Annotated in this window: 16 protein-coding genes and 1 pseudogene; 10 read left to right on the top strand and 7 right to left on the bottom strand. The window is 75.6% G+C overall.

Annotated elements, in window-relative coordinates; genetic code table 11:
• Positions 1-338: 338 nt before the first annotated feature.
• The 3 genes from OH807_RS37115 to OH807_RS37105 all read left to right on the top strand — a co-directional run bounded on the left by OH807_RS37115 (position 339) and on the right by OH807_RS37105 (position 4,286).
• Positions 339-1,586, top strand: a complete 1,248-nt coding sequence (locus OH807_RS37115; RefSeq protein ID WP_406208525.1) for a D-alanyl-D-alanine carboxypeptidase family protein — start codon at positions 339-341, stop codon at positions 1,584-1,586.
• Between the two features lie 228 nt (positions 1,587-1,814).
• The gene (locus OH807_RS37110; RefSeq protein ID WP_406208522.1) at positions 1,815-3,638 is read left to right on the top strand and encodes an alkyl/aryl-sulfatase; all 1,824 of its coding nucleotides are present in this window, start codon (positions 1,815-1,817) and stop codon (positions 3,636-3,638) included.
• Between the two features lie 276 nt (positions 3,639-3,914).
• A complete protein-coding gene (locus tag OH807_RS37105; RefSeq protein WP_406211394.1) occupies positions 3,915-4,286 on the top strand; it encodes a PPOX class F420-dependent oxidoreductase in 372 nt (123 codons plus the stop codon).
• On the opposite strand, the gene OH807_RS37100 is transcribed toward OH807_RS37105, so the two are convergent.
• Positions 4,270-5,151 (bottom strand): alpha/beta fold hydrolase, encoded by an 882-nt coding sequence (locus OH807_RS37100; protein WP_406208519.1) that lies wholly within the window; start codon positions 5,149-5,151, stop codon positions 4,270-4,272. The genes OH807_RS37105 and OH807_RS37100 overlap by 17 nt on opposite strands.
• A gap of 312 nt (positions 5,152-5,463) precedes the next feature.
• Between OH807_RS37100 and OH807_RS37095 the strand changes: the two genes are divergently transcribed.
• The gene (locus OH807_RS37095; protein WP_406208516.1) at positions 5,464-7,833 is read left to right on the top strand and encodes a lamin tail domain-containing protein; all 2,370 of its coding nucleotides are present in this window, start codon (positions 5,464-5,466) and stop codon (positions 7,831-7,833) included.
• Positions 7,834-7,910: 77 nt separating this feature from the next.
• Here the strand turns inward: OH807_RS37095 and OH807_RS37090 are convergent, their stop codons facing one another.
• The gene (locus tag OH807_RS37090; protein ID WP_406208514.1) at positions 7,911-8,153 is read right to left on the bottom strand and encodes a hypothetical protein; all 243 of its coding nucleotides are present in this window, start codon (positions 8,151-8,153) and stop codon (positions 7,911-7,913) included.
• Between the two features lie 10 nt (positions 8,154-8,163).
• On the opposite strand from OH807_RS37090, the gene OH807_RS37085 reads away from it, so the two are divergent.
• The 5 genes from OH807_RS37085 to OH807_RS37065 all read left to right on the top strand — a co-directional run bounded on the left by OH807_RS37085 (position 8,164) and on the right by OH807_RS37065 (position 14,214).
• A complete protein-coding gene (locus OH807_RS37085) occupies positions 8,164-8,532 on the top strand; it encodes a hypothetical protein (protein ID WP_406208511.1) in 369 nt (122 codons plus the stop codon).
• Between the two features lie 326 nt (positions 8,533-8,858).
• Positions 8,859-10,931, top strand: coding sequence for a TerD family protein (locus tag OH807_RS37080; RefSeq protein WP_406211392.1), 2,073 nt, complete (start codon positions 8,859-8,861; stop codon positions 10,929-10,931).
• Between the two features lie 165 nt (positions 10,932-11,096).
• The gene (locus tag OH807_RS37075; RefSeq protein ID WP_406208508.1) at positions 11,097-11,279 is read left to right on the top strand and encodes a hypothetical protein; all 183 of its coding nucleotides are present in this window, start codon (positions 11,097-11,099) and stop codon (positions 11,277-11,279) included.
• Entirely contained in the window at positions 11,276-13,636 is a 2,361-nt protein-coding gene (locus tag OH807_RS37070; RefSeq protein WP_406208505.1) for a heavy metal translocating P-type ATPase, read from the top strand. Before OH807_RS37075 ends, OH807_RS37070 begins: the two co-directional genes overlap by 4 nt.
• A 107-nt stretch (positions 13,637-13,743) precedes the next feature.
• Positions 13,744-14,214, top strand: coding sequence for a copper chaperone PCu(A)C (locus tag OH807_RS37065; RefSeq protein ID WP_406208502.1), 471 nt, complete (start codon positions 13,744-13,746; stop codon positions 14,212-14,214).
• Between the two features lie 44 nt (positions 14,215-14,258).
• On the opposite strand, the gene OH807_RS37060 is transcribed toward OH807_RS37065, so the two are convergent.
• On the bottom strand, positions 14,259-15,275 hold the full coding sequence (locus tag OH807_RS37060; protein WP_406208499.1) for an Acg family FMN-binding oxidoreductase: 1,017 nt from the start codon (positions 15,273-15,275) through the stop codon (positions 14,259-14,261).
• Between the two features lie 284 nt (positions 15,276-15,559).
• Positions 15,560-16,450: a universal stress protein gene (locus OH807_RS37055; protein ID WP_406208496.1), complete on the bottom strand. Its 891-nt coding sequence runs from the start codon at positions 16,448-16,450 to the stop codon at positions 15,560-15,562.
• A 463-nt stretch (positions 16,451-16,913) separates the two neighbouring features.
• Between OH807_RS37055 and OH807_RS37050 the strand changes: the two genes are divergently transcribed.
• On the top strand, positions 16,914-18,611 hold the full coding sequence (locus OH807_RS37050; RefSeq protein WP_406211390.1) for a GAF domain-containing protein: 1,698 nt from the start codon (positions 16,914-16,916) through the stop codon (positions 18,609-18,611).
• Between the two features lie 313 nt (positions 18,612-18,924).
• Here OH807_RS37050 and OH807_RS37045 read toward each other — a convergent pair whose 3' ends face one another.
• The 3 genes and pseudogenes from OH807_RS37045 to ctaD all read right to left on the bottom strand — a co-directional run.
• Complete coding sequence (locus OH807_RS37045; RefSeq protein WP_406208493.1) at positions 18,925-19,650, bottom strand: response regulator; 726 nt, start codon at positions 19,648-19,650, stop codon at positions 18,925-18,927.
• A 176-nt stretch (positions 19,651-19,826) separates the two neighbouring features.
• Positions 19,827-20,360, bottom strand: coding sequence for a hypothetical protein (locus OH807_RS37040; RefSeq protein ID WP_406208491.1), 534 nt, complete (start codon positions 20,358-20,360; stop codon positions 19,827-19,829).
• Between the two features lie 377 nt (positions 20,361-20,737).
• Positions 20,738-22,411, bottom strand: a pseudogene (ctaD, locus tag OH807_RS37035) (cytochrome c oxidase subunit I); the annotation flags it as partial.
• Between the last annotated feature and the right edge of the window lie 159 nt (positions 22,412-22,570).

The following is a 22,570-nucleotide window of genomic DNA, read 5'->3' as shown; positions in this document are numbered from 1 at the left end:
CAGACCCCGGCCGCCCCGGACAGGGCCCGGACGGAGCAGCGGGCGGGGCGGCCGCACGGCGGCGCAGGTACGTTCGCGGTGTGCAGCAGAGGTCCACTCAGCAGAGAACAGGGCGTCAGCAGCCCGGCCGGCAACCGTCGGCCCGGCGGACGCCGGGCCGGCCCGGATCGGCGTGGCAGCCCCGGTCACACCTCCGGTCCTCACCGGCGCCGGCGCAGCCCCCGTCCCAGCAGCCGCCGTCCCAACAGCGGCTCTCCCAACAGCCCCCGTCCCAGCAGCCCCCGTCCCAGCAGCGGCCGAACCCGCTGCGCCGGCCGGCCGCCGGCTGCGCCGTCGCCGTGCTGCTGGTCGCCGTCGCGGCGCCGGCGGCGTTCGCCCAGGACGCGGCCTCGGTGGTCGGCGGCGAGCGGCTGGGCCGGCCGGCCGTGCAGGTGGCACCGCTGGCCGGGGCGCCCGCGCTGCCGCCCGAGCTGTCCGGGCGGTCCTGGCTGATCGCCGACGCGGCGTCCGGCGAGATCCTGGCGGCGCGCAACGCGCATCTGCCGCTGCCGCCGGCCAGCACGCTGAAGATGCTCTTCGCGGACACCGTGCTGCCCAAGTTCGACCGCGCGCTGGAGCACCGGGTGGCGCCGGCCGAGCTGGCGAACCTGGGGGCGGGCAGCAGCCTGGTGGGCGTCAAGGAGAACCTGTCGTACCGCGTGGAGGACCTCTGGCGCGGCGTCTTCCTGGCCTCCGGCAACGACGCGGTGCACGTCCTGGCCCACATGAACGGCGGGCTGGCGCAGACCGTGGCCCAGATGCAGGCGCGCGCGGCGGCGCTCCAGGCACGGGACACCCACGTGATCTCCCCCGACGGCTACGACATGGACGGCCAGGTCTCCTCGGCCTACGACCTGACGCTGTTCGCCCGGGCCGGGCTGCGCAACCAGGACTTCCGCTCCTACTGCTCGACCCGCACCGCGCGCTTCCCGGGCGGTGTCGACAAGACCACCGGCGTGCGGAGCACGTTCGACATCGCCAACACCGACCGGCTGCTCGGCAAGTACCCCGGGCTGATCGGCGTGAAGAACGGCTACACCACCAACGCGGGCTCGACCTTCACCGGCGCCGCCGAACGGGGCGGCCGCACGCTGCTGGTGACGGTGATGCACCCGGAGGCGCAGGGCACGGTGTACGACGAGGCGGCCGCCCTGCTGGACTGGGGCTTCGCCGCGGCGGGCAAGGTCGAGCCGGTCGGGCAGCTGGTGGAGGAGCCGGGTGCCGCCTCGGCCCCCGCCACCGCGGCCCCGGGCTCGGGCGGGTTGCCGCAGGCGATCCGGCAGGCCGACCACGCGCTCGGGCCGGCCGGCTGGACGGCCGTCACGCTGGGCGGGGCGCTGGTGCTCTGGGGCGTGGGCCGGGTGCGCGGCAGACGGCGCCTGTACCCGGTCGCCGTGCCGGCCGCCCCGCTGCCGAGCGGCCCGCACCGGTCCGGCGCCACCGCACTGGGCGGTTCGACGGCGGTGGGCGGGCGCCACCGGCGCCGTACGGCGCGCGCCGTCCGGGCCGCGGTGCAGTCGGCGCGGCGGCGGCTGCACGCGCGGTAGGCCGCGCGGGGCGGCCGGCGACCGGCGACCGGCGACCGGCCCACGATCGGCCGTGCGTCCGGGAGCGCGTCAGGGGCACGTCGGCGCATGCAGCAGGGCGAGCAGGCAGGGTGCACTCACCCGTGATACCCGATATGCCCGACATGCAGCATTCCTCCGCCGGTGTTCTGATGGCGCAGTGTGCGGCCCCGCGCCGCCCGCCCGACCAGCCGCGGAACGGAGCGACGGATGACCGCCCTGCCCTTCGAGGACACGACCGACTTCGACAACGCCGACCGGGGGTTCGTCGCCGCGCTGACACCCGCCGTCATCGAGGACGCCGCCGGACGCGTGGTCTGGGACAACGACGCGTACGCCTTCCTGGACTCCGCGTGCCCCGACACCGCCCACCCCAGCCTGTGGCGGCAGGCGCAGCTCTGTGCCCGGCAGGGGCTCTACCGGGTCACCGAGCGGGTCTACCAGGTCCGCGGGCTCGACCTCTCCAACATGACGCTGATCGAGGGCGAGCGCGGCGTCGTCGTGATCGACCCGCTGATCTCCGCCGAGACGGCCGCCGCGGCCCTGGCGCTGTACCGGACGCACCGCGGCGACCGGCCCGTCACCGGCCTGGTCTACACCCACTCCCACGGCGACCACTTCGGCGGTTCGCGCGGGGTGCTGCCGCACGGCACCGAGGAGGGTGTCCCGGTGATCGCCCCGGCCGGGTTCCTGGAGCACGCCGTCAGCGAGAACGTCTACGCGGGCAACGCGATGACCCGGCGGGCCGTTTTCATGTACGGCGACCGGCTGCCGAAGGCCCCCGACGGGCAGATCGGGGCAGGTCTCGGCATGACCACCTCCACCGGGGCGATCACGCTCGTCCCGCCGACCCTGGACATCACGCGGACCGGGCAGGAGGAGACGGTCGACGGCGTCAGGATCGTCTTCCAGCTCACGCCCGGCACCGAGGCACCGGCGGAGATGAACTTCCTCTTCCCCGACCTTCGCGCGCTCTGCCTCGCCGAGAACGCCACCCACAACATGCACAACATCGTGACCCTGCGCGGCGCGGTGGTGCGCGACGCCCGGATCTGGTCCCGCTACCTGGACGAGGCGATCGAGTACTTCGACGGCCGGTACGACGTGGCCTTCGCCTCGCACCACTGGCCGACCTGGGGCCACGACAACGTCGTCGCCTTCCTCGCCGAGCAGCGTGACCTGTACGCCTACCTGCACGACCAGACCCTGCGGCGGCTCAACGACGGCCTCACCGGCCCGGAGATCGCCGAGGAGCTGCAACTGCCGCCCGCGCTCGAACGGCGCTGGCACACCCGCGGCTACTACGGCTCGCTGAGCCACAACGTCAGGGCGGTCTACCAGCGCTACCTCGGCTGGTTCGACGGCAACCCGGCCCACCTCTGGGAGCACCCGCCGACGGCGCAGGCGCAGCGCTACGTCGAGGTGGCCGGCGGCGCCGAGGCCGCCCGGAGCAAGGCCCGGGCGTACGCCGACGCCGGGGACCTCCGGTTCGCGGCCACGCTGCTCAACCACGTGGTGTTCGCCGACCCGTCCGACACCGCCGCGAAGGAGGCGCTCGCGGACGTGTACCGGCGGCTCGGCCACGGCGCGGAGAACGGGACGTGGCGCAACTTCTACCTGTCCGCCGCGGCCGAGCTGCGCGACGGCCCCGCCGGGGCCCGGCTGGACTCCACCAATCCGGAGATGGCCGTGGCACTCACCGTGGAGATGCTGCTCGACTCGGTGGCGATCCGGATCGACGGGCCGCGCGCCTGGGACGAGGACCTCACCGTCGACCTGGTCCTCACCGATTCGGAGCAGCGCCACCGCCTGACGCTGCGGCACGGCGCGCTCACCCACCGGTCCTCCGCGCCGAACCGGGCCGCCCGGTCGGCGGCCGGGGTGACGCTCACGCTCACCAAGCCGCAGCTGCTCGGCCTGCTGGCCGGGCAGGGCCTCGACGGCATCGGCGTGGAGGGCGATCCGCAGGTTCTGACGCGGCTGTTGGCACTGGTCACCGCGGTGGACAAGGCGTTCCCGATCGTGACGCCGTGACGCGTCGGGCCCGGCCCGTGCCGCCGCCCGCGGCACGGGCCGGGCGCGGGTGCCGTCGGCACGGGACGCCGCCCGACGCGTCCTAGACTTCCCGTCATGAACGCCGTGACGCCCGACCCAGACCCCGACCCCGACCCCGAGCGCGACGCCGCCGCCGAGCCCGTCCCCGCCGCCGCCTCCGAGCCGGCCTCCGACCCCGCCGCCGACGCCGCGGCACCCGATCCCGCCACGCAGGAGCAGCAGGAGAAGCAGGAACAGCAGGAGCGGCTGGAGCGGCTGGTCCGGCTCTCCTCCGGCAGCTACCTGCTGGTGACCACCTACAAGAAGGACGGCAGCACGGTGCCGACCCCGGTCTGGGTGGTCCGCGACGGCGACGCGCTGGGCATCTGGACGGTCACGGACTCCTGGAAGGTCAAGCGGATCCGCAACCGGGCCGACGTCCTGGTCGGCCCGTGCGACGTCAAGGGCCGCCCGACCGGCGAGTCGTACCCGGCCACCGCCGAGATCCTCGACCCCGCCGGGACGGCCGCCTACCGCACCAGGCTGCGGCAGAAGTACGGCCTGCTCGGCGTCCTCACCCTGCTCGGCAGCCGGCTGCGGCGCGGCGAGCGCGGCACCGTCGGCATCCGGATCACGCCGGCCGGCTGACCGCCCACGCGGCCGGTCGCACCGGCCGGTCCGCCGCGGCGCAGGTGTCCAGGACCACCCGGGCGACCAGCTCCGGATCGTCGCTCATCGGCACGTGCCCGCAGCCCGGCAGCCGGACCAGCCGCGCGTCCGGGAGCTCGCGCAGCGCCCGGACGCCCTGGCGGCGGAGCAGGATCCGGTCCCGGGTGCCCCAGGCGACGGTGACCGGGAGGTCCGCGACGCCCCCGGTGAACCGCAGACCGCGGCCGGCCTCCAGCGTGGCCTCGAAGCCGGTGGCGCCGCGCAGGGCCCCCGTCTCGGCGGTCGCGGCGGCGGCGTCCCGGCGGCCCGGGCGGGCGTAGATGGTGGAGACCAGGAGCGCCCGGCCGGCCCTGGAACGGGCGAGCCGGCCGACCGCGGGCTGCGGCAGCAGCCGAGCGCCGACCCGCATCCCGCCCAGGACGGCGTAGGCGTAGCGCCGCTCCGTCTCCGTCCAGAAGCCGGCCGGGGCCAGCGCCGTCACCGAGCGGGCCAGTCCGGCGCGGCCGAGGCCGAGCGCCAGCAGCCCGCCGAGCGAGTTCCCGGCGACGTGCGGCCGTTCGATCCCGAGGGCCGTACAGAGCTGCCCGAGCACCGGCACCACCGCCTCCAGCCCGTAGGGCACGCCGGCCGGCAGGGCGGGCGAGGCGCCGAACCCCGGCAGGTCGACGGCGATCACTTCGTGATGCTCGGCGAGTGCGGGAAGCACCGGCTCCCAGGCCTGCCAGTGGTGGCCGATCCCGTGCAGGAGCAGCAGCGGGCTGCCGGCCCCGGTACGCCGGTGGCGGACGGTCACCGTGCCGGGTCCGTAGGGGGTGGGCAGCGGGAAGGTGACGTCGGCGGGCATGCGGCTCCTCTGTGCGACGGGGTGTCAGCAAGGATTACCGACCGGTAGCACGCCCGGCAAGGGGGCTGCGGGAGTGATCGCGGGGCCGCGGCGGGCGGGTGCACGAACCGACCTGGTGCGTACATGCCGATCGAACTGTTCTTCCGCTGTACGTCTGGCCGTCGGCCGCCGCCCGCGGTACGGAACCCGTGGCGTTGCTACAACCACAGCGCCCGACGTTCCACCCGATTGGCCAGATCGTCAGATCGTCAGATCGTCAGATCGCCGGACCGCGCGGGCCACCCGCCCGGCCGGCCGTCGGAAGGAGAGCCCATGCGGCGAACCGATCGAGCCCGCCTCCGCACCGTCGCGGTGGCGTCCGCCGCCGCCGTGGCGGGAGCGCTCACCGCACTCCCGGCCACCACCGCCCAGGCGGCGTCCCCGGACATCGTGATCAGCCAGGTGTACGGCGGCGGCGGCAACTCCGGCGCCCCGTACGCCAACGACTTCATCGAGCTGTACAACCGCGGGAGCGCCGCGGTGAGCGTCACCGGCTGGACGGTGCAGTACGCCTCGGCCGCCGGCTCCTCGTGGTCCCGGACGACGCTCTCCGGCACCATCGCCCCCGGGCGGTACCTCCTCGTCCAGGAGGCGGCCGGTGCCGGCGCGGGCGCGGCCCTGCCGACCCCCGACATCACCGGCACCCTCGCGCTCAGCGCCACCTCCGGCAAGGTCGCCCTGGTCACCAACGGCACGGCGCTGACGTGCAGTTCGGGCTGCGCCGGCCAATCCGGCGTCAAGGACCTGGTCGGCTACGGGAGCGGCGCCGGCTCGGCCGAGGGCTCGCCCACCGGCACGCTGTCCAACACCACGGCCGCGCTGCGGGCCGGCGGCGGCGCCACCGACACCGACAGCAACGCCGCCGACTTCACCGTCGCCGCGCCCGCGCCGCGCAACTCCGCCTCCACCGGCGGCGGCACCGGGGGCGGCACCCGAATACACGACATCCAGGGCGCCGCCCGCACCTCCCCGCTGGCCGGCCGGCCCGTCAGCGGCGTGCCCGGCGTGGTCACGGCCGTCGGCCCCGCCGGCTTCTGGTACCAGGACCCGGCCCCGGACGCCGACCCGGCCACCAGCGAGGCCCTCTACGTCTACACCTCCACCGCCCCGGCCGTCGCGGTCGGGGACTCCGTGACCGTCGGCGGCACGGTGAGCGAGTACCGCCCCGGCGGCACCGGCGGCACCACCAACCTCACCGTCACCGAGCTGACCGCGCCCAGCGTCACCGTCCTCGCCCACCTCGTGCCGCTCCCCGCGGCGACCGTCGTCGGCAGCGGCGGCCGGGTGCCGCCCGCCACCGTGATCTCCAGCGTCACCAGCGGCGACGTCGAGACCGCCGGCTCCTTCCTCCCCGCCACCGACGGCCTCGACTTCTGGGAGTCGCTGGAGGGCATGCGGGTCGAGCTCGACAACGCGGCCGTGGTCGGCCCCAGCACCGCGTACGGCGAGATCCCGGTCGTCCCGCAGGGAAGCACCACCCGCACCGCCCGCGGCGGCATCCTGCTCCGGGCGGACGACGCCAACCCCGAGCGGGTGATCCTCGACGACGTGCTCGCCCCGACCCCGGCCGCCACCGTCGGCGACACCCTCACCGGGGCCACCGTCGGTGTGCTCGACTACTCCTTCGGCAACTTCAAGCTGCTCGTCACCGCCACCCCCGCCGTCACCCCCGGCGGCCTCGCACCCGAGACCACCGCCGCACCGGCCGCCGGCGAACTCGCCGTGGCCACCTTCAACGTGGAGAACCTCGCGCCCGGGGATCCGCAGAGCAAGTACGCCGGCCTCGCCGCCGGCATCGTCAGCAACCTCCGCGCGCCCGACCTGGTGGCGCTGGAGGAGATCCAGGACAACAGCGGCGCCACCGACAACGGCGTCGTCGCCCCCGACCAGACGCTCGCCAAGCTCACCGCCGCCATCACCGCGGCCGGCGGCCCCGCGTACACCTACCGGCAGATCGACCCGCAGAACGACCAGGACGGCGGCCAGCCCGGCGGCAACATCCGCCAGGTCCTCCTCTACCGGACCGACCGCGGCCTGACCTTCACCGACCGCCCCGGCGCCGGCTCCACCACCGCCGACTCCGTGGTCGACAACGCCGGCACCCCCGCCCTCGCCTACTCCCCCGGCCGGATCGACCCCGGCAACTCCGCGTTCGCCGCCAGCCGCAAGCCGCTGGCCGGCGAGTTCCGCTGGCACGGCAGGCCGGTCTTCGTGATCGCCAACCACTTCAACTCCAAGGGCGGCGACCAGCCGCTCTTCGGCCGCTACCAGCAGCCCGCCCGCCCCTCCGAGACCCAGCGACACGCCCAGGCCACCGTGGTGAAGTCCTTCACCGACCGGATCCTGGCCGTCGACCCCAACGCCACCGTGATCGTGCTCGGCGACCTCAACGACTTCGAGTTCTCCACCACCGCCGACCTCCTGACCGCCGGCGGCACCCTCGTCGACCTCCCCCGCACCCTGCCCCTCGCCGAGCGCTACACCTACGTCTACGAGGGCAACTCCCAGGTGCTCGATCACATCCTGCTCTCCGGCGCGGCGGCCGCGACGGCGTACAGCTACGACATCGTGCACCTCAACAGCGAGTTCCCGGCCCAGCTCAGCGACCACGACCCGCAGATCGTCCGGATCCCGCTGCCCTGACCTCGCCCGACCGCGGCCGACCCGACCGCTCCACCATGCCCTGCGGTACTGACGCCCCGGCAGCTCCCGCCGGGGCGTCAGTACCGCAGGGCCTTCACCGCCACGGGCAGCAGCCGCTGATCGGGCGTGGCCTTGCTGAACGCCACCGGCGCGGCCTTCTCCCCGGCGGGCAGGTGCTCGACCCCGACCACCGAACTGTCCACCGTCTTCCCGTTGGTGTCCGTGAAGTCGACCTGCACCGCGTAGGACGCGGTGTCGAGCCCGCTGTTCTCGATGGTCACCACGACGGCGCGCAGCCCACCGGTCTGCGCCAGCGGCACACCCGTCAGCGTGACGTCCCCGAGCGCGTTCCCGCCGTTCTGCAGCGGCCCCAGCACCTCCGACGCCCGCCGCCTCGCCTCGATCCCCTGCCCGGAGACCTGCGCCTCGAAGGAGGCTGCGGCGGCCGAGGCGGACGCGGCAGCCGCCGACACCGACGCCAGTGCCGACTCCGCCGTCGAGGCCAGCGCCGACGGCGGCTCGCCCGAGAACGAGGACGGCTCGGGCGCCGTGGTCAGCGTCGCCGGGGCGGAGGACGAACTCACCGACGGATTGGTCGAGGAGCTGCTGCACGCCACCGCCAGCACCCCCACCCCGCTGACCACCGCCACCAACGCCACCGCCCGCACCCCCGCACCGCACCGACGCGGCAATCCCTGAACTTCGCGCACCGCGGATCCCTCTCCCACACACTGCCCCAAGGCCGTCGGCCCGTACGTCCCCCATGCTTCGCAACAACCCACCGCCACGGCGACACCTGCTCCCCCGTTCGGGTGGAGACCCCGTCACCCGAAGGGCCGCTCCGATCCCGAAGATCACGTTCCGGTTGCATGCAGACAATCTGCCCGGAGCCTGGCCGGAGCCGCCCTCGGAGCCGCTAGGCTCCCTGCTGGCCGCCCCGGACGCATGCGGGCGGCGGAACAATCGACGGCTGCGCCGGCTCCGGCGGCACAGCCCTGGTCCTCTGGGGGACGCTCGTGCAGGACATGGTCAAGGGCGCCAACGTCGGTCTGGCGGCGCTGAGCGAGAGCGCCGACTCCGTCATCGTGAGCCTGGGCTGGAGCAGCCCCGAGGGTGACGGGGACGCCGACGTCTCGGTGCTCCTCCTGACCGCCGACGGCAAGGTCCGGAGCAACGCCGACTTCTTCTTCTACAACAACCCGACGGCCGAGGACGGCAGCGTGCAGCTGCTCGGGCAGACGCTGACGGAGACCGGCACCGAGGACCGCATCCGGCTCGACCTCACCGCCGTGCCGGCGGACGTCGAACGCCTGGTCGTCGCCGCCAGCCGGCACCGGCGGGCGGCCTTCGGACAGTTGGACGGCCTCCACCTCGAACTCGCCGACAGCACCGGCGAACAGCTGCTCGGCTTCGCCATCACCGACGCCGACTCGGAGAGCGCCTTCGTCTTCGGCGAGATCTACCGGCGCAACGACGAATGGAAGTTCCGCGCCGTCGGCCAGGGCTACGACACCGGACTGGCCGGGCTCGCCACCGACTTCGGCATCGACATCGACGAGGACGACGAAACGGCCGACGGCGGCGGTAACGGGGACGACGCCGAGGGCGCCGAGACCGACGCGGGCGAGGGCGGCACCGTCGAGGAGCGTGCGCCCGGCGCCGAAGAGCTCCGGACGACGGCGGCGGACACGGCGGACGCAGGGTCCGCGGCGCCCGACGCGCCGGCCGCCAAGGTGCTGATCCCGGCCCAGGCAGGGGCCCCCGAGGCGGCCGCCGAGGCCGCGCCCAAGCGGCTGCGCACCGCCAAGAAGAAGGTCGCCCGCCCGAGGACGGCGAAGCCGACGCTCGCCGAGAACGACTCCTGGCGCAGGGCCCGGCTCTTCCCCGCCACCGGCCTCAAGAACGACCGGGAACGCGAAGTCCGGGCGACCTCCGTCCTGCTGTCCGTCATGGCGCAGGTCCCCGCGTTCGGCCGGCGGCTGACGGCCGGGTTCGGCGCGCCGGCCGGCCGGATGGACACCTTCACCGAGGTCTCGCTGCCGCACGGCGACAACCCCAAGCGCCCCGACGGCGTGATCGTGGTCGAGCGCGCCGGGCGGCGCTGGACGGCCCTGATCGAGAGCAAGACCAACGGCAACCCGATCAGGCCGGAGCAGGTCCAGGACTACATGGACATCGCCGCCCGGCGGAACTACGACGCCGTCATCACGCTCTCCAACGACGTGGCGCTGGAGGGCAGCCCGCTCGTCGACGTCAAGATCGACCGCCGCCGCAAGCACAAGGTGGCGCTGCACCACCTCTCCTGGGCCGAGGTGGCCTTCCAGGCCAAGACCCTCGTCCACCACGAGGGCCTCACCGACGACACCCACGGGTGGCTGCTGGAGGAACTGCTGCACTACCTCCAGCACGAGAACTCCGGCTGCCACGGCTTCCAGAACATGGGCCCGGCGTGGGTCCCCGTGCGCAACGGCATCGACGACGAGACGCTCCTCGCCGGGGACGACCGCGCCACCCAGGTCGTCGAGAGCTGGGAGCGGCTCGTCCGGCAGGTGTGCCTGCAACTCGGCGGCGAACTCGGCGTCAAGGTGCTGCCCGTCCAGCGGGCCCGCCGCGGTGACGACCCCGGGGCGCGCCGGACGGCGCTGGCCGAGCGGCTCTGCGCGGACGGCCGCCTCGACGCCGAGATCAGGATCGACGGCACCCCCGGCAACCTCGGGATCACCGCCGACCTGCGCGTCGGCAAGCTGCGGACCTCCCTCGACGTCCCGGCGCCCGAGCAGGGCTACCCGCTCAGCTGGGTCAAGCGGCTGGTCCGCCAGCTCTCCGAGGCGCCGGCCGACCTCCACGTGGAGACCCTGACCGACGGCGCCGCCGCCGGGCCCCGGGGCACGCTGGAGAAGCTGCGGCCCGAACCCGGCAACCTGCTGCCCAAGGACTCCTCCAGGATCACCGGATTCCGCCTCTCGCTCTCGAAGACGATGGGCAGCACCCGCGGCAACGCCGAGTCGGGCTTCATCCGCAGCGTCGACGCGGCCGTCGAACGGTTCCACTCCGGTGTGATCGCCCACCTGGACCAGCGGGCGGGCCGCCGGGCCTGACCCTACGACGCACACCACCGGCAGGGCCGGAGCCGCACCCGCGGCTCCGGCCCTGCCTGCGTTCGCGGGGCGGCGCGGCCGGGCCCTGCGGTGGGCCGGCGCGGATCCGTCGGGACGTACGGGAACCAGGCGGGGTGGCGGGCCGACTGGTGGGGAGTGAGTGCGATGACGCCGGATGGCCGGCCGTTCAGGGTTCTGGCGGGGTTCGCCCTGCTGTTGGTGGTGGTGTTCGTGGCGGCGTTCGTGGCGGGGCGCGGGGCCGGGCCGGTGTCGCCGGGGCTGACGCCCGGGAGCGGCGGCGGCGGGAAGCCGGGGATGAGCGGGCACGACATGGGGGCGGGCCGGTGAGCGCCGTCGCGGGAGCGGAGGCCGGGGCCGCCGGCCCCGGGGCGCTGGTGAGCACCGACCTGACGGTCGGCGGGATGACCTGTGCGGCCTGCGTGGGGCGGGTCGAGAAACGGCTGGCCCGGATCGACGGGGTCACCGCGGGGGTCAACCTCGCCACCGGGCGGGCACGGGTGCTGCACCCCGCCGGGGTGAGCACCGCGGAGCTGGTCGCGGCGGTCGAACGCGCCGGGTACACGGCCGAGCCGGCCGTCGGCGGGCCCGTCCCGTCGGGCCCGGAGCCGGCGCCCGCCGCCGAACGGTGGCGGCTGCTGGTGACGGCCGTACTGAGCGTGCCGGTGCTGGTACTGTCGATGGTCCCGGGGTTGCAGTTCCCGGCCTGGCAGTGGGTCTGCGCCGGCCTGGCCCTGCCGGTGGTGACGTGGGGCTCGGCCGGGTTCCACCGGCGGGCCCGGCAGGGGCTGCGGCACGGCACCGCGACCATGGACACCCTGGTCAGCCTCGGAGTGCTGGCCTCCTTCGGCTGGTCCGGCTACGCCCTGCTGTTCGGCGGCGCCGGGGAGATCGGCATGCGGATGCCGTTCTCGCTGACCGCGGACGGCGGCGCCGCCCACGTCTACCTGGAGGCGGCCGTCGGCGTGCCGCTGTTCGTGCTGGCCGGGCGGCTGCTGGAGGGCCGGGTGCGGCGGCGCACCGGCTCCGCGCTGCGCGCGCTCGCCGAGCTCGGCGCGAAAGAGGTGTGCGTCCGGGATCCGGAGTCCGGCGCCGAGCACCTGCTGCCGATCGAACAGCTTCTCCCCGGACAGGAGTTCGTCGTCCGGCCGGGCGAGCGGGTGGCCACCGACGGAGTGGTCGTGGACGGCGGTTCGGCGCTCGACCTGAGCCTGCTGACCGGCGAGAGCGTGCCGGTGGAGGTCGGCCCGGGGGACGCGGTGGCCGGTGCGACGGTCAACGTCGGCGGCGCGCTGGTCGTCCGGGCGACCGCGGTCGGGGCCGACACCCAGCTGGCCAGGATCACCGCGCTGGTCGCGGACGCGCAGGCGGGCAAGGCACGGGCACAACGGCTGGCGGACGCGGTCGCGGGGGTCTTCGTGCCCTGCGTCCTCGCGGTGGCGGTGTGCGTGCTGGGCTTCTGGATCGGCGCGGGCGCCGACCCGCAGGCGGCCGTCACGGCGGCGGTCGCCGTCCTGGTGGTGGCCTGCCCGTGCGCGCTCGGCCTGGCCACCCCGACCGCGCTGCTGGCGGCGACCGGGCGGGGCGCCGAGCTGGGCGTGCTGGTGCGCGGCCCGGAGGTGCTGGAGAGCCTGCGCCGGATCGACACCGTCGTGCTGGACAAGACCGGCACGCTGACCACCGGACGGATGGAGCTCGCCGAGCTGACCACCGCGCCCGGTGTCACCGAGGACCAGGTGCTGCGGCTGGTGGGAGCCGTCGAGCACCGATCGGAGCACCCCGTTGCCCGGGCCGCTGTGGGGGCGGCCCGGGCCCGGTGCGGCTCCGACCCCCTTCCGGCGGTGGCCGATTTCACGGCCACCGCCGGAGTCGGGGTCAGCGGAACGGTCGAGGGGCGCCTCGTCCGGGTGGTCCGGCCCGACGCCGCCGCGGGCCCGCTGCCGGCCGGCCTCGACGAGGCTCTGGCCCGCGCGGCAGCCGCCGGACGGACCGCGGTGGTGGCGGAGCTGGACGGGCGGCCGGCCGCCGTCCTCGCCGTCGGCGACACGCTGCGCTCGGGCAGTTGGCGGGCCCTCCACCGGTTGCGCGGACTGGGCCTGGAGCCCGTCCTGCTGACCGGGGACGGCCCCGGCGCGGCGCGGGCGGTCGCGGAGGAGCTGGGCATCGTGCAGGTGCACGCCTCCGCCTCGCCGCAGCACAAGGCCGAGGTGGTCGCCGCGCTGAAGGCCGCCGGGCGCACCACGGCCGTGGTCGGCGACGGCGTGAACGACGCCGTCGCGCTCGCCTCGGCCGACCTCGGGATCGCGCTGGCCTCGGGCAGCGACGCCGCCATCGGAGCCGCCGGGCTCACCCTGGTGCGCGGTGACATCGAGGCGGTGGTGGACGCCGTCCGGCTGGCCCGGCGGACGCTCGCCACGATCCGGGCCAACCTGCTCTGGGCCTTCGGCTACAACGTGGTGCTGATCCCGCTGGCGGCGGTCGGTCTGCTGAACCCGATGCTGGCAGCGGTGGCGATGTCGCTCAGCTCCCTGCTGGTGGTGGCCAACAGCCTGCGGCTGCGCACCTGGCAGCCGGGCCGCGGCGGGGGCCGCCCGGCCGGTGGTGGCCGCCCCGCGCGCCGGCGCGGGGCGCCCGCGGGGGCCGGTGCGCGGGCACAGGCCGCGGCGCGGGCGGGGGTGCGGCGGTGAGGGCGCGGCGGGCCGACGGAGCGGGGGCTTCCGGCGAGGGGACCGGGGAGGAGCGGCCGGGGCGTGCCGGGCCGGCGTGGAGCGGTCTGCGCCGGACGGCGGGGCGGGTGCGCACGGTCGGGCCGCCGGTGGCGGCCGCCGCGGTCGCGCTGGCGCTGCTCTCCGGGTGGACGGCCGTCGGCGGGGCCGGCCGGCAACGCGCGGTCGAGGCCGGGCCGGGGTGGCTGCTGCTGCCCACGGCCGGCGCCTCGACCGCCACGGCGGCGTTCTTCACGATCCGCAACCCCGGTGACATTCCGGACGAACTCGTCCGCGCGGAATGGGAGTTCGGCGGCCGGATCACGCTCAAGCAGCACCGGCACCAGGGTGCCTCCGGCCGTTGGGAGCCCGTCCCGGCACTGCCCGTCCCGGAGCGCGGCACGCTGGCGATGTCCCCCGAGGACGCCGACCTGATGATCGCCGACCCGCCCGCGCTGCGGAGCGGGCAGTGGGTGGAGTTCACGCTCACCTTCCGCCGCAGCCCGGAGCTGAAGGTGCGGGCCGAGGTCGTCCCGCCGGGCGGCCGGCGCAGCGGCTGAGGCCACCGGCCACCCGCCCGCCAGTGCACCGGCCGCGGCCCGTCCTACCCGCCGGTGGCCGGGGGCTCGACGAGCGTCTCCTCCACCGGGCGGCGCGGGGTGGCGGCGCCGGGCGGGCCGTAGCCCATCCGCAGGACCAGCTGGACGTGGCCGGGCCCGGCGGCCGGGTCCCGCAGGCCCCAGCGGGTGTCGGGCCACTCGACGGGCTGGTGCCAGACCGTCAGGCGGAGGCCGTGCACGGTGGCCAGCAGCCAGACGCGTTCCAGCGCCTGCCCGGTGCGCAGCCAGTCGGCCGGGTGGTCGGTCGCGGTGCTGAGGGTGCAGAGCTGCGGCAGCGATTCGAAGCGCCGGGACGGCCGGGCGGGCGCGTCCTGGTAGGGCGGGCGTCCGCCGTACTCGCGCATCGGGACGCGGGCGTCGTGGTCGCGCGCGCCGAGGGCAGTGAACGGCAGACCGTCGACGGCGTCGGCCCCCGCATCGTCGGCCCGGAGCCAGGCGCGGGTCTCCGCCTGCCGGTCGGGGTCCTGCGCGATCCGGTCCTCGGCCTCGGCGGTGAGCGCCAGCACCCGGCGGACGCCGTCCTCCTCCAGGGCGGCGAGCGCGGCGCCCTCGCCCCGGGCGGCGTCGACGAGCTCTCCGATCACGGCCTCCGGCACGTCCCGGTTGGTGAACGGCTCACGGCTGGAGTGACGGTCGGGGATGGCCGGGGCGAGATCGCGGCCGAACGGGTGCGCGGCGCGGGCGGGGGCGGAGAGGTCGAGCACGGCGAGCTGGTGCGGGTCGTCCGCGTCCGGGAGCAGCCGGACGACCGGCTCCCGGCCGAGCCGGGCCGCGGCGACCACCCGCAGGTTGAACAGGGCGGCACCGGCCGCGATGTGCAGCGCGGAGCCGTCGGGATCGGCGAGCGGGACGGCCCGGGCCGGATCGGCGAGCACCGCCAGGCCACGCCCGCCCAGGACGGGGCGGAACCGCCACGGCTGGCTGTTGTGCAGGGAGGGCGCCGCTCCGCCGGCGGCGGCGAGCAGACGCAGCTCGGCCGGGGTGAGAGTGGGCTCGGTCATGGTGATCCTCTCCTTGCCTCGGACGTCGGACCTCGGGCCTCAAGCTTCTGGCCTCAAGCTTCTGGCCTCGGGCCGGGCTCCGCACACCCGGCGGCACCCGACGGCACCCGGCACGGGGCCGGTGCGGCTCTGCCGCTCCCGAGCGTGCCTCCGCGGAACGGGCGGGTGAAAGGGTCCAACGGCCCGGTTCCGGGCCCGCCTGCCCGGCCTGCGGCTCCCCGCTCCCGGCTCCCGGCTCCCGGCTCCCGGCTCGCGGCTCGCGGCTCGCGGCTCGCGGCTCGCGGTCAGTCGTGCGGCACCACCGCTACCGGCGCCTGCGCGTGGTGGAGCACCGCGTGCGCGACGCGGCCGAGCCGCGGGCCGAGGTCGTGCGGGCGCCGCCGTCGGCCGAGCACCACCAGGCCGGCCGTCGCGGAGGCCTCGACCAGCGCACGGGCGGCACCGACCCGGACGTCCTCGACGACCTCGACCCCCGCCGTCCCGGGATGCCGCTCCCGCCACCCGGCCAGGGCCATGGTCAGCGCCTCGGCCTGCAGCTTCTCCAGGCCGACGGCGTCGGGCGGGATGGGGGCGAAGCCCACCGACCCGAACGCCGGCGGCAGGTCCCAGCCGTGGACGGCCCGGAGCCGGGCGCCGCGCAGTGCGGCCGCCCGGAAGGCGAAGGCCAGCACGGAGTCGTCCGGGGCCGCGGTGTCGACGCCGACGATCACCTCGGTGGGCCCGCCGGGCCGCTGCCGGGCCGGCTCCCGCACGGGCTCCCGCTCCGGCCGGACCAGCACCACCGGCACGCCGCTGCGGGCCGCGGTCGCCGTCCCCACCGAGCCGACCAGCAGACCGGTGAAGCCGCCGAGCCCGCGCGAGCCGAGCACCAGCAGACCGGCGTCCCCGGCGGCGGCCAGCAGACCGTCCACGGCCGCGTCGAGCACCACGTCGGTGTGCACGACCAGGCCGGGCCGGTCCGCGCGGACGGCATCGGCGGTCTCCGCCAGCATCCGCTGGGCGGCGGCGGGCAGCGCGTCCTCGTCGACGAACGCGGACCGGCCGTCGGTCAGCCAGGGCCAGGCGTGCACCAGGCGCAGCGGGGCGTCCCGGCGGAGCGCCTCCTCGGCGGCCCAGTGGGCGGCCGCCGTACTCCCGGGCGAGCCGTCGACTCCGACCAGAACGGTGGGCGTCATGAGGGGGTTCCTTCCGCTGCGGGCCACTGCCGGCGCCGGCGGCACGTCCTGACGCACCGTCCGGCACCCTCACCCTCCCCGGCCGACACCGTACGCCCCAGAGCCGCACGGCCCCCGCCGGCAGGGCCGTTGGTCCCGCCCCGGCGCCGCCCGGCCGGGCGGCGCCGGGCGCACCCCGCCGTACCGGCCGGGTGCGCCCGGGCACTACCGTGAAATCCAACAATCCTCCCGGTCGGGCGACCGGGGGCGGACCGGGACGGAACGGGACAACGTGACGAGGAGGACGCCGGTGGGCGGCGCGGACGGTACGCGGGCGGGCACCGGCGGCACACCGGGTACGGCCGCCGCGGCCGGCACCCCAGGCACCGGCAGCCGGGCAGCCACCGGCACTGCGGCAGCGGAGGTACGCGGCACGGCGGACGTACGCGGCACCGCGGACGGTCCCGCCGGGGGCTCGGCGCGGATGCCGCGGCTGCGCCTCGACGAGCTGCTGGAGGAGCTCCAGTGGCGGATCGACGCCGCGCGCGGCACCCGGGACCGGGTGCACAGCCTGCTGGAGGCCGTCCTCGCGGTCGGCCGCGAGCTGGATCTCGCCCAGGCCCTGCACCGGATCGTCGAGGCCGCCGCCGACCTGGTCGACGCCCGTTACGCCGCGCTCGGCGTGATCGGCGCGGACGGGCACACGCTGTCGCAGTTCCTGACGGTCGGCCTGACGCCCACCGAGATCGCCGCGATCGGGCCGCTCCCCGCCGGGCACGGCATCCTGGGCGAGCTGATCCGCGACCCGCAGCCGCTGCGCTGCCCGGTGCTGTCGGAGCACCCGGCCTCGGTCGGCTTCCCCGCCCACCACCCGCCGATGCACACCTTCCTCGGGGTGCCGGTGCGGGTGCGCGGCGAGGTGTTCGGCAATCTGTACCTCACCGACAAGCGCGGCGGGCTGGACTTCGACGCCGACGACGAGGCGGTCATCGCGACCCTCGCGGTGGCGGCCGGGGTCGCCATCGACAACGCCCGGCTGTACGAGGAGGCGCAGCAGCGGCAGCGCTGGCTCCAGGCGAGTGCGGAGATCACCCGCAGCCTGCTCTCCGGCGCGCCGCGGCTGGAGGTGGTCGAACTGATCGCCCGCCGGGCGCGGGAGATCGCGGGTGCCGAGCTGGCGGACGTCTCGGTGGCGCTGGCCGGGCCCGGGGAGCGGGCCGGGGAGCTGACGGTGGAGGTGGCACTCGGCGGCGATCCGGGCGCCCGGCTCGGCGTGACCGTACCGGTGGACGGCACCCTCTCCGGCGCCGCCTACGCGTCCGGTTCACCGGTGACCAGTGACGAGCTGGCCTCCGACGCCCGGTTCACGGCGGGGCCGCCCGGGCGGTTCGACGGCCTCGGACCGGCGGTGGCGGTGCCGCTGGGCACCGGGACGGGCTTCGGGCGGGGCGTGCTGCTGCTCGCCCGGGCACACGGCCTCCCACCGTTCACGGCCGAGGAGGCGGGCCCGCTGCTGGGCTTCGCCGACCAGGCTGCGCTCGCCCTGGAGCTGGCCGAACGGCGGCGTGACGCCGAGCAGTTGACGCTGCTGGAGGACCGCGACCGGATCGCCCGGGACTTGCACGACCTCGCCATCCAGCGGCTCTTCGCCACCGGGATGACCCTGCAGAGCGCGGGCCGGATGATCGACAGTCCGAGCGCGGCCGACCGGGTCGGCCGGGCGGTCGCCGACCTGGACGAGACGATCAAGATCATCCGTTCGACGATCTTCGGCCTGCGCGCCCACAACGAACCCGACCGCGGGCTGCGGGCCCGCGCCACCCGGACCGTCGGCGAGGCCCGGACGACGCTCGGCTTCGCACCGCGGCTCAGCATGGAGGGCCTGCTCGACACCGACGTCCCGCCCGAGCTGGCCGAACACGTCCTCGCCGTCCTCGGCGAGTCGCTCAGCAACGCCGCCCGGCACGCCCGGGCCGGCCGGGTGGAGGTCGCCCTGCGGGCGCTGGGCGGCCGGATCACCCTCACCGTCACCGACGACGGGGTCGGCATCCCGGACGGCGGCCGGCGCAGCGGCCTGCGGAACCTCGCCGAGCGGGCCGAGCGGGTGGGCGGCACGTTCGACCTCCGGCCCGCCGAGGGCGGCGGCACCCAGGTGGTGTGGGACGCCCCCCTGCGGGCGTGACACCGCACGGCCGGGGACGGTGACGCACCGACCGGTGCCGTCCGCGTCGTCCCCCTCGTTCACCCGCCCCCTCGTTCACCCCGTCGGCCCGGAAGGCGGGGCCGGCGCGGACTGCTCGGCCGACGCGGAGGGCGGTCGGGGTTCGGCGATCGGCGGTCGGGGTTCGGCGATCGGGGTTCGGGGTTCGGGGTTCGGGGTTCGTACGAGCGATGGTCACTCGCCGGGCCGGGGCGGGGAGGGGAGGGGAGGGGAGGGGACCGTTGGTCCCGCCGAGGGCCCTGGCCCCTCAGGCCGCCGGCTCCCTCGCCGGGGCTCAGCCGCGCAGGGTGCCGAGGCCGCGCGGGTGGGCCGACTGAGCGGCCGCGGCCTGGCGCCGCTCGGTGGCGATCAGGGCGGCCTGGACGCGGCGCTCGACGCCGAGCTTGGCCAGGAGGCGGGAGACGTGGTTCTTCACCGTCTTCTCGGCGAGGTAGAGCCGCGCGCCTATCTGGCGGTTGGTCAGCCCCTCGCCGATCAGCGCCAGCACCTCCTGCTCGCGGTTGGTGAGCTCGGGCCCCTGCGGCGCGGGCCGGGCCGGTTCGGCGTCGCTGCGCAGGCGGTTGAGCAGGCGGGTGGCCGCGCCCGGGTCGAGCATCGAGCGGCCGGAGGCGACGGTGCGCACGGCCGCGACCAGGTCGGTGCCGCTGATCTGCTTGAGCACGTACCCGGCGGCGCCCGCCATCACGGCGTCGAGCAGCGCCTCCTCGTCGTCGAAGGAGGTGAGCATCAGGCAGGCGAGGTCCGGCATGCGTGAGCGCAGCTCGCGGCAGACCGTCACCCCGTCGCCGTCGCCGAGGCGGACGTCCAGGACGGCGACGTCGGGGCGCAGCGCGGGGACGCGCACGAGGGCCTGCTCGGCGGTGGCGGCCTCGCCGACCACCTCCAGGTCGGGCTCGCCGTCCAGCAGGTCGTGCACGCCGCGGCGCACCACCTCGTGGTCGTCCAGCAGGAACACCCTGACCGGCGCCGGCGCCCCGGCGCCCGCCGCACTGCTCGCCATCTCGTGGCTCCGCCTTCCTCGCGCCCGGGCGGACTGCCGCGGGCCCCACCGCATCATCCCCGACCGGCGGGCCCCGTCCCAGGGCCGAACGGCCCCATTGACGCGGCCCCGTCGATTCAGCCCGGTCGGTCCGGGCGCGGTCGGCGGGGAGCACCGGGCCCACCGGGGACGCTCCGTCAGGGCCGCCGGCGGCGGGCGTTGCCGAGGCCGATCAGCAGGAACGCCCCGGAGACCGCCACCGCGGTGCCCGTCGCCGCGGCGAGACGCGGGGCGAGCGCGCCACCGCCGGAGAGCAGGATGGAGACCGCGCCGAGCGAGGAGACCGCCAGGCCGACCAGCAGCCAGCCCAGCAGGGTCAGGGCGGCCGGACGCGGGCTGCGCGGCGCGGGGCCGGCGTCCAGCATGGCCCAGCGCAGCCGCTCCTCGCGCAGCTCGGCGTGGCGTTGCCGGAGGGCGCGCAGTCGTAGCACGGCACCGGCCAGCAGGCCGGCCAGGGCGATCCGGGCGGCCGGCTGCCAGTCGGGCACGGCCAGCAGCAGGCCGCCGGCCAGGGCGAGGGCCGCCCACCAGACGACGCAGGCCGCGGCGCCGGTGCGGGCGGACCGCGGGCGGTCGTCGCCCGCCTGGAGGTCGGCGATGGCGGGCAGGTACCAGACGCAGCCGGACGCGGTGACGGCGGCGGTGCCGATGGCCAGGAGGGTGTGGGGCATGCCTTGTGCTCCTCATCCGGTGGGTTCCCCGCAGTGACCGGCGGGGTGGGGCCGCCTCCGCCCGCCCGGGGGCATCGGTGCGGGCGGGGACGGCGTTCGGGGGTGTCCCGGCGCCGGCGGCCCGGCCCCGGGATCGGACCGGCAGAACGCGGGGGCGGGACAGGTGGGGCAGGTGGGGCAGGCAGGACGGGCGGGACCGACGGGAGCGCCCGTCAGCTCCCGGGCCTCGCCGGCGGCCGGGGCTCCCCGGCGGCCGGCCCCGGCGGGTCCGACGGCCGTGCCTCGGGGGCCCGCCGCGCCCACCGCGCCCGCGGCGCCGGCAGGTCGTACGCGGCCGGGACGACGCCGGCCAGGTGCTTGGCCGGCTCGCCGTTGTGGTCCAGGTGGTCGCGGGCCGCGATCTCCGGGTGGTGCAGGTCGAACGCCGGGGACTCCGAGCGGATCCGCGGCAGGGTGACGAAGTTGTGCCGCGGCGGCGGGCAGGAGGTGGCCCACTCCAGCGAACGGCCGTAGCCCCACGGGTCGTCGGTCCCGACCTTCTCGCCGTACTTGGCGGTCTTCCAGACGTTGTACAGGAAGGGCAGGATCGAGAGGCCGAGCAGGAACGAGCCGAGGGTGGAGACCGTGTTGAGCACGGTGAAGCCGTCCGCGGCCAGGTAGTCGGCGTAGCGGCGGGGCATGCCCTCGGCCCCCAGCCAGTGCTGGACGAGGAAGGTGGTGTGGAAGCCGACGGTGAGCGTCCAGAAGCTGATCCGGCCGAGGCGTTCGTCCAGCATCCTGCCGGTCATCTTCGGCCACCAGAAGTGGAAGCCCGCCATCATCGCGTACACCACGGTGCCGAACAGCGTGTAGTGGAAGTGCGCGACGACGAAGTACGAGTCGGAGACGTGGAAGTCGATCACCGGCGCGGCCAGCAGCACGCCCGTCAGGCCGCCGAACAGGAAGGTGACCAGGAAGCCCACCGTCCAGAGCATCGGGGTCTCGAAGCTGAGCGAGCCCTTCCACATGGTGCCGACCCAGTTGAAGAACTTGACGCCGGTGGGCACGGCGATCAGGAAGGTCATGAAGGCGAAGAAGGGCAGCAGCACCTGCCCGGTCACGTACATGTGGTGCGCCCAGACGGTGACGGAGAGGCCGGCGATCGCGACGGTGGCGGCGATCAGGCCCGCGTAGCCGAACATCGGCTTGCGGGAGAAGACCGGGATCACCTCCGAGACGATCCCGAAGAACGGCAGGGCGAGGATGTAGACCTCGGGATGGCCGAAGAACCAGAACAGGTGCTGCCAGAGCATCGCCCCGCCGTTGGCCGGGTCGAAGACGTGCGAGCCGAACTTGCGGTCGCACTCCAGCGCCAGCAGCGCGGCGGCCAGGACCGGGAAGACCATCAGCACCAGGACGGAGGTGAGCAGCACGTTCCAGCAGAAGATGGACATCCGGAACATGGTCAGCCCCGGGGCGCGCATACAGACGATGGTGGTGATGAAGTTGACCGCGCCCAGGATGCTGCCGAAGCCGGAGAGCGTGACGCCCATGATCCACATGTCGGCGCCGACCCCGGGCGAGTGGATCGCGTCGGAGAGCGGCGCGTAGAGGAACCAGCCGAAGTCGGCAGCCCCCTGCGGGGTCGCGAAACCGGCCGCGGCGATCAGCGAACCGAACATGAACAACCAGAAGGCCAGCATGTTCAGCCGCGGGAAGGCCACGTCCGGCGCGCCGATCTGCAACGGCATGATCCAGTTGGCGAAGCCGGTGAACAGCGGCATCGCGAACAGCAGCAGCATCACCGAACCGTGCATGGTGAAGGCCTGGTTGAACTGCTCGTTGGAGAGGATCTGCGTCCCCGGGCGGGCCAGTTCGGCACGCATGACCAGCGCCAGGACGCCGCCGATCAGGAAGAACCCGAACGCCGACACCAGGTACATGGAGCCGATCGTCTTGTGGTCGGTGGTCGTCAGCAGCCGGACCAGGGCCGAGCCGGGCCGGCGGACCGGGACTCCTCCCGTCCGGACGGCGGACGACGGCGGCGGCGCGCTGTCGCCCGTTGCCTCGATGGCGCTCAAGGACGCACTCCTTCGGAACTACTGCGATGGGATGGCGATCCATGATCGGAACTCGACGCCCTTGCGCCCCAGGGCCGTTGGACCCAGCCGCCCCGGGCCGGTGGGCCTCGGTCCGCGGCCCCGCGCAGGGACCTCCGCCCGGGGCGCGTC

Source organism: Kitasatospora sp. NBC_01560, assembly GCF_045208415.1.
Classification (GTDB): domain Bacteria; phylum Actinomycetota; class Actinomycetes; order Streptomycetales; family Streptomycetaceae; genus Kitasatospora.
The sequence above is the reverse complement of the archived record's forward strand: the minus strand, read 5'-3'. Positions and strand labels throughout refer to the sequence as shown.

Excerpts from the sequence above, each read along its gene's own strand:
- OH807_RS37040 (WP_406208491.1), bottom strand. The coding sequence starts at position 20,360 with ATGCCCCACACCCTCCTGGCCATCGGCACCGCCGCCGTCACCGCGTCC.
- OH807_RS37045 (WP_406208493.1), bottom strand. The coding sequence starts at position 19,650 with ATGGCGAGCAGTGCGGCGGGCGCCGGGGCGCCGGCGCCGGTCAGGGTG.
- OH807_RS37050 (WP_406211390.1), top strand. The coding sequence starts at position 16,914 with ATGCCGCGGCTGCGCCTCGACGAGCTGCTGGAGGAGCTCCAGTGGCGG.
- OH807_RS37080 (WP_406211392.1), top strand. The coding sequence starts at position 8,859 with ATGGTCAAGGGCGCCAACGTCGGTCTGGCGGCGCTGAGCGAGAGCGCC.
- OH807_RS37055 (WP_406208496.1), bottom strand. The coding sequence starts at position 16,450 with ATGACGCCCACCGTTCTGGTCGGAGTCGACGGCTCGCCCGGGAGTACG.
- OH807_RS37110 (WP_406208522.1), top strand. The coding sequence starts at position 1,815 with ATGACCGCCCTGCCCTTCGAGGACACGACCGACTTCGACAACGCCGAC.
- OH807_RS37060 (WP_406208499.1), bottom strand. The coding sequence starts at position 15,275 with ATGACCGAGCCCACTCTCACCCCGGCCGAGCTGCGTCTGCTCGCCGCC.
- OH807_RS37100 (WP_406208519.1), bottom strand. The coding sequence starts at position 5,151 with ATGCCCGCCGACGTCACCTTCCCGCTGCCCACCCCCTACGGACCCGGC.
- OH807_RS37075 (WP_406208508.1), top strand. The coding sequence starts at position 11,097 with ATGACGCCGGATGGCCGGCCGTTCAGGGTTCTGGCGGGGTTCGCCCTG.
- OH807_RS37095 (WP_406208516.1), top strand. The coding sequence starts at position 5,464 with ATGCGGCGAACCGATCGAGCCCGCCTCCGCACCGTCGCGGTGGCGTCC.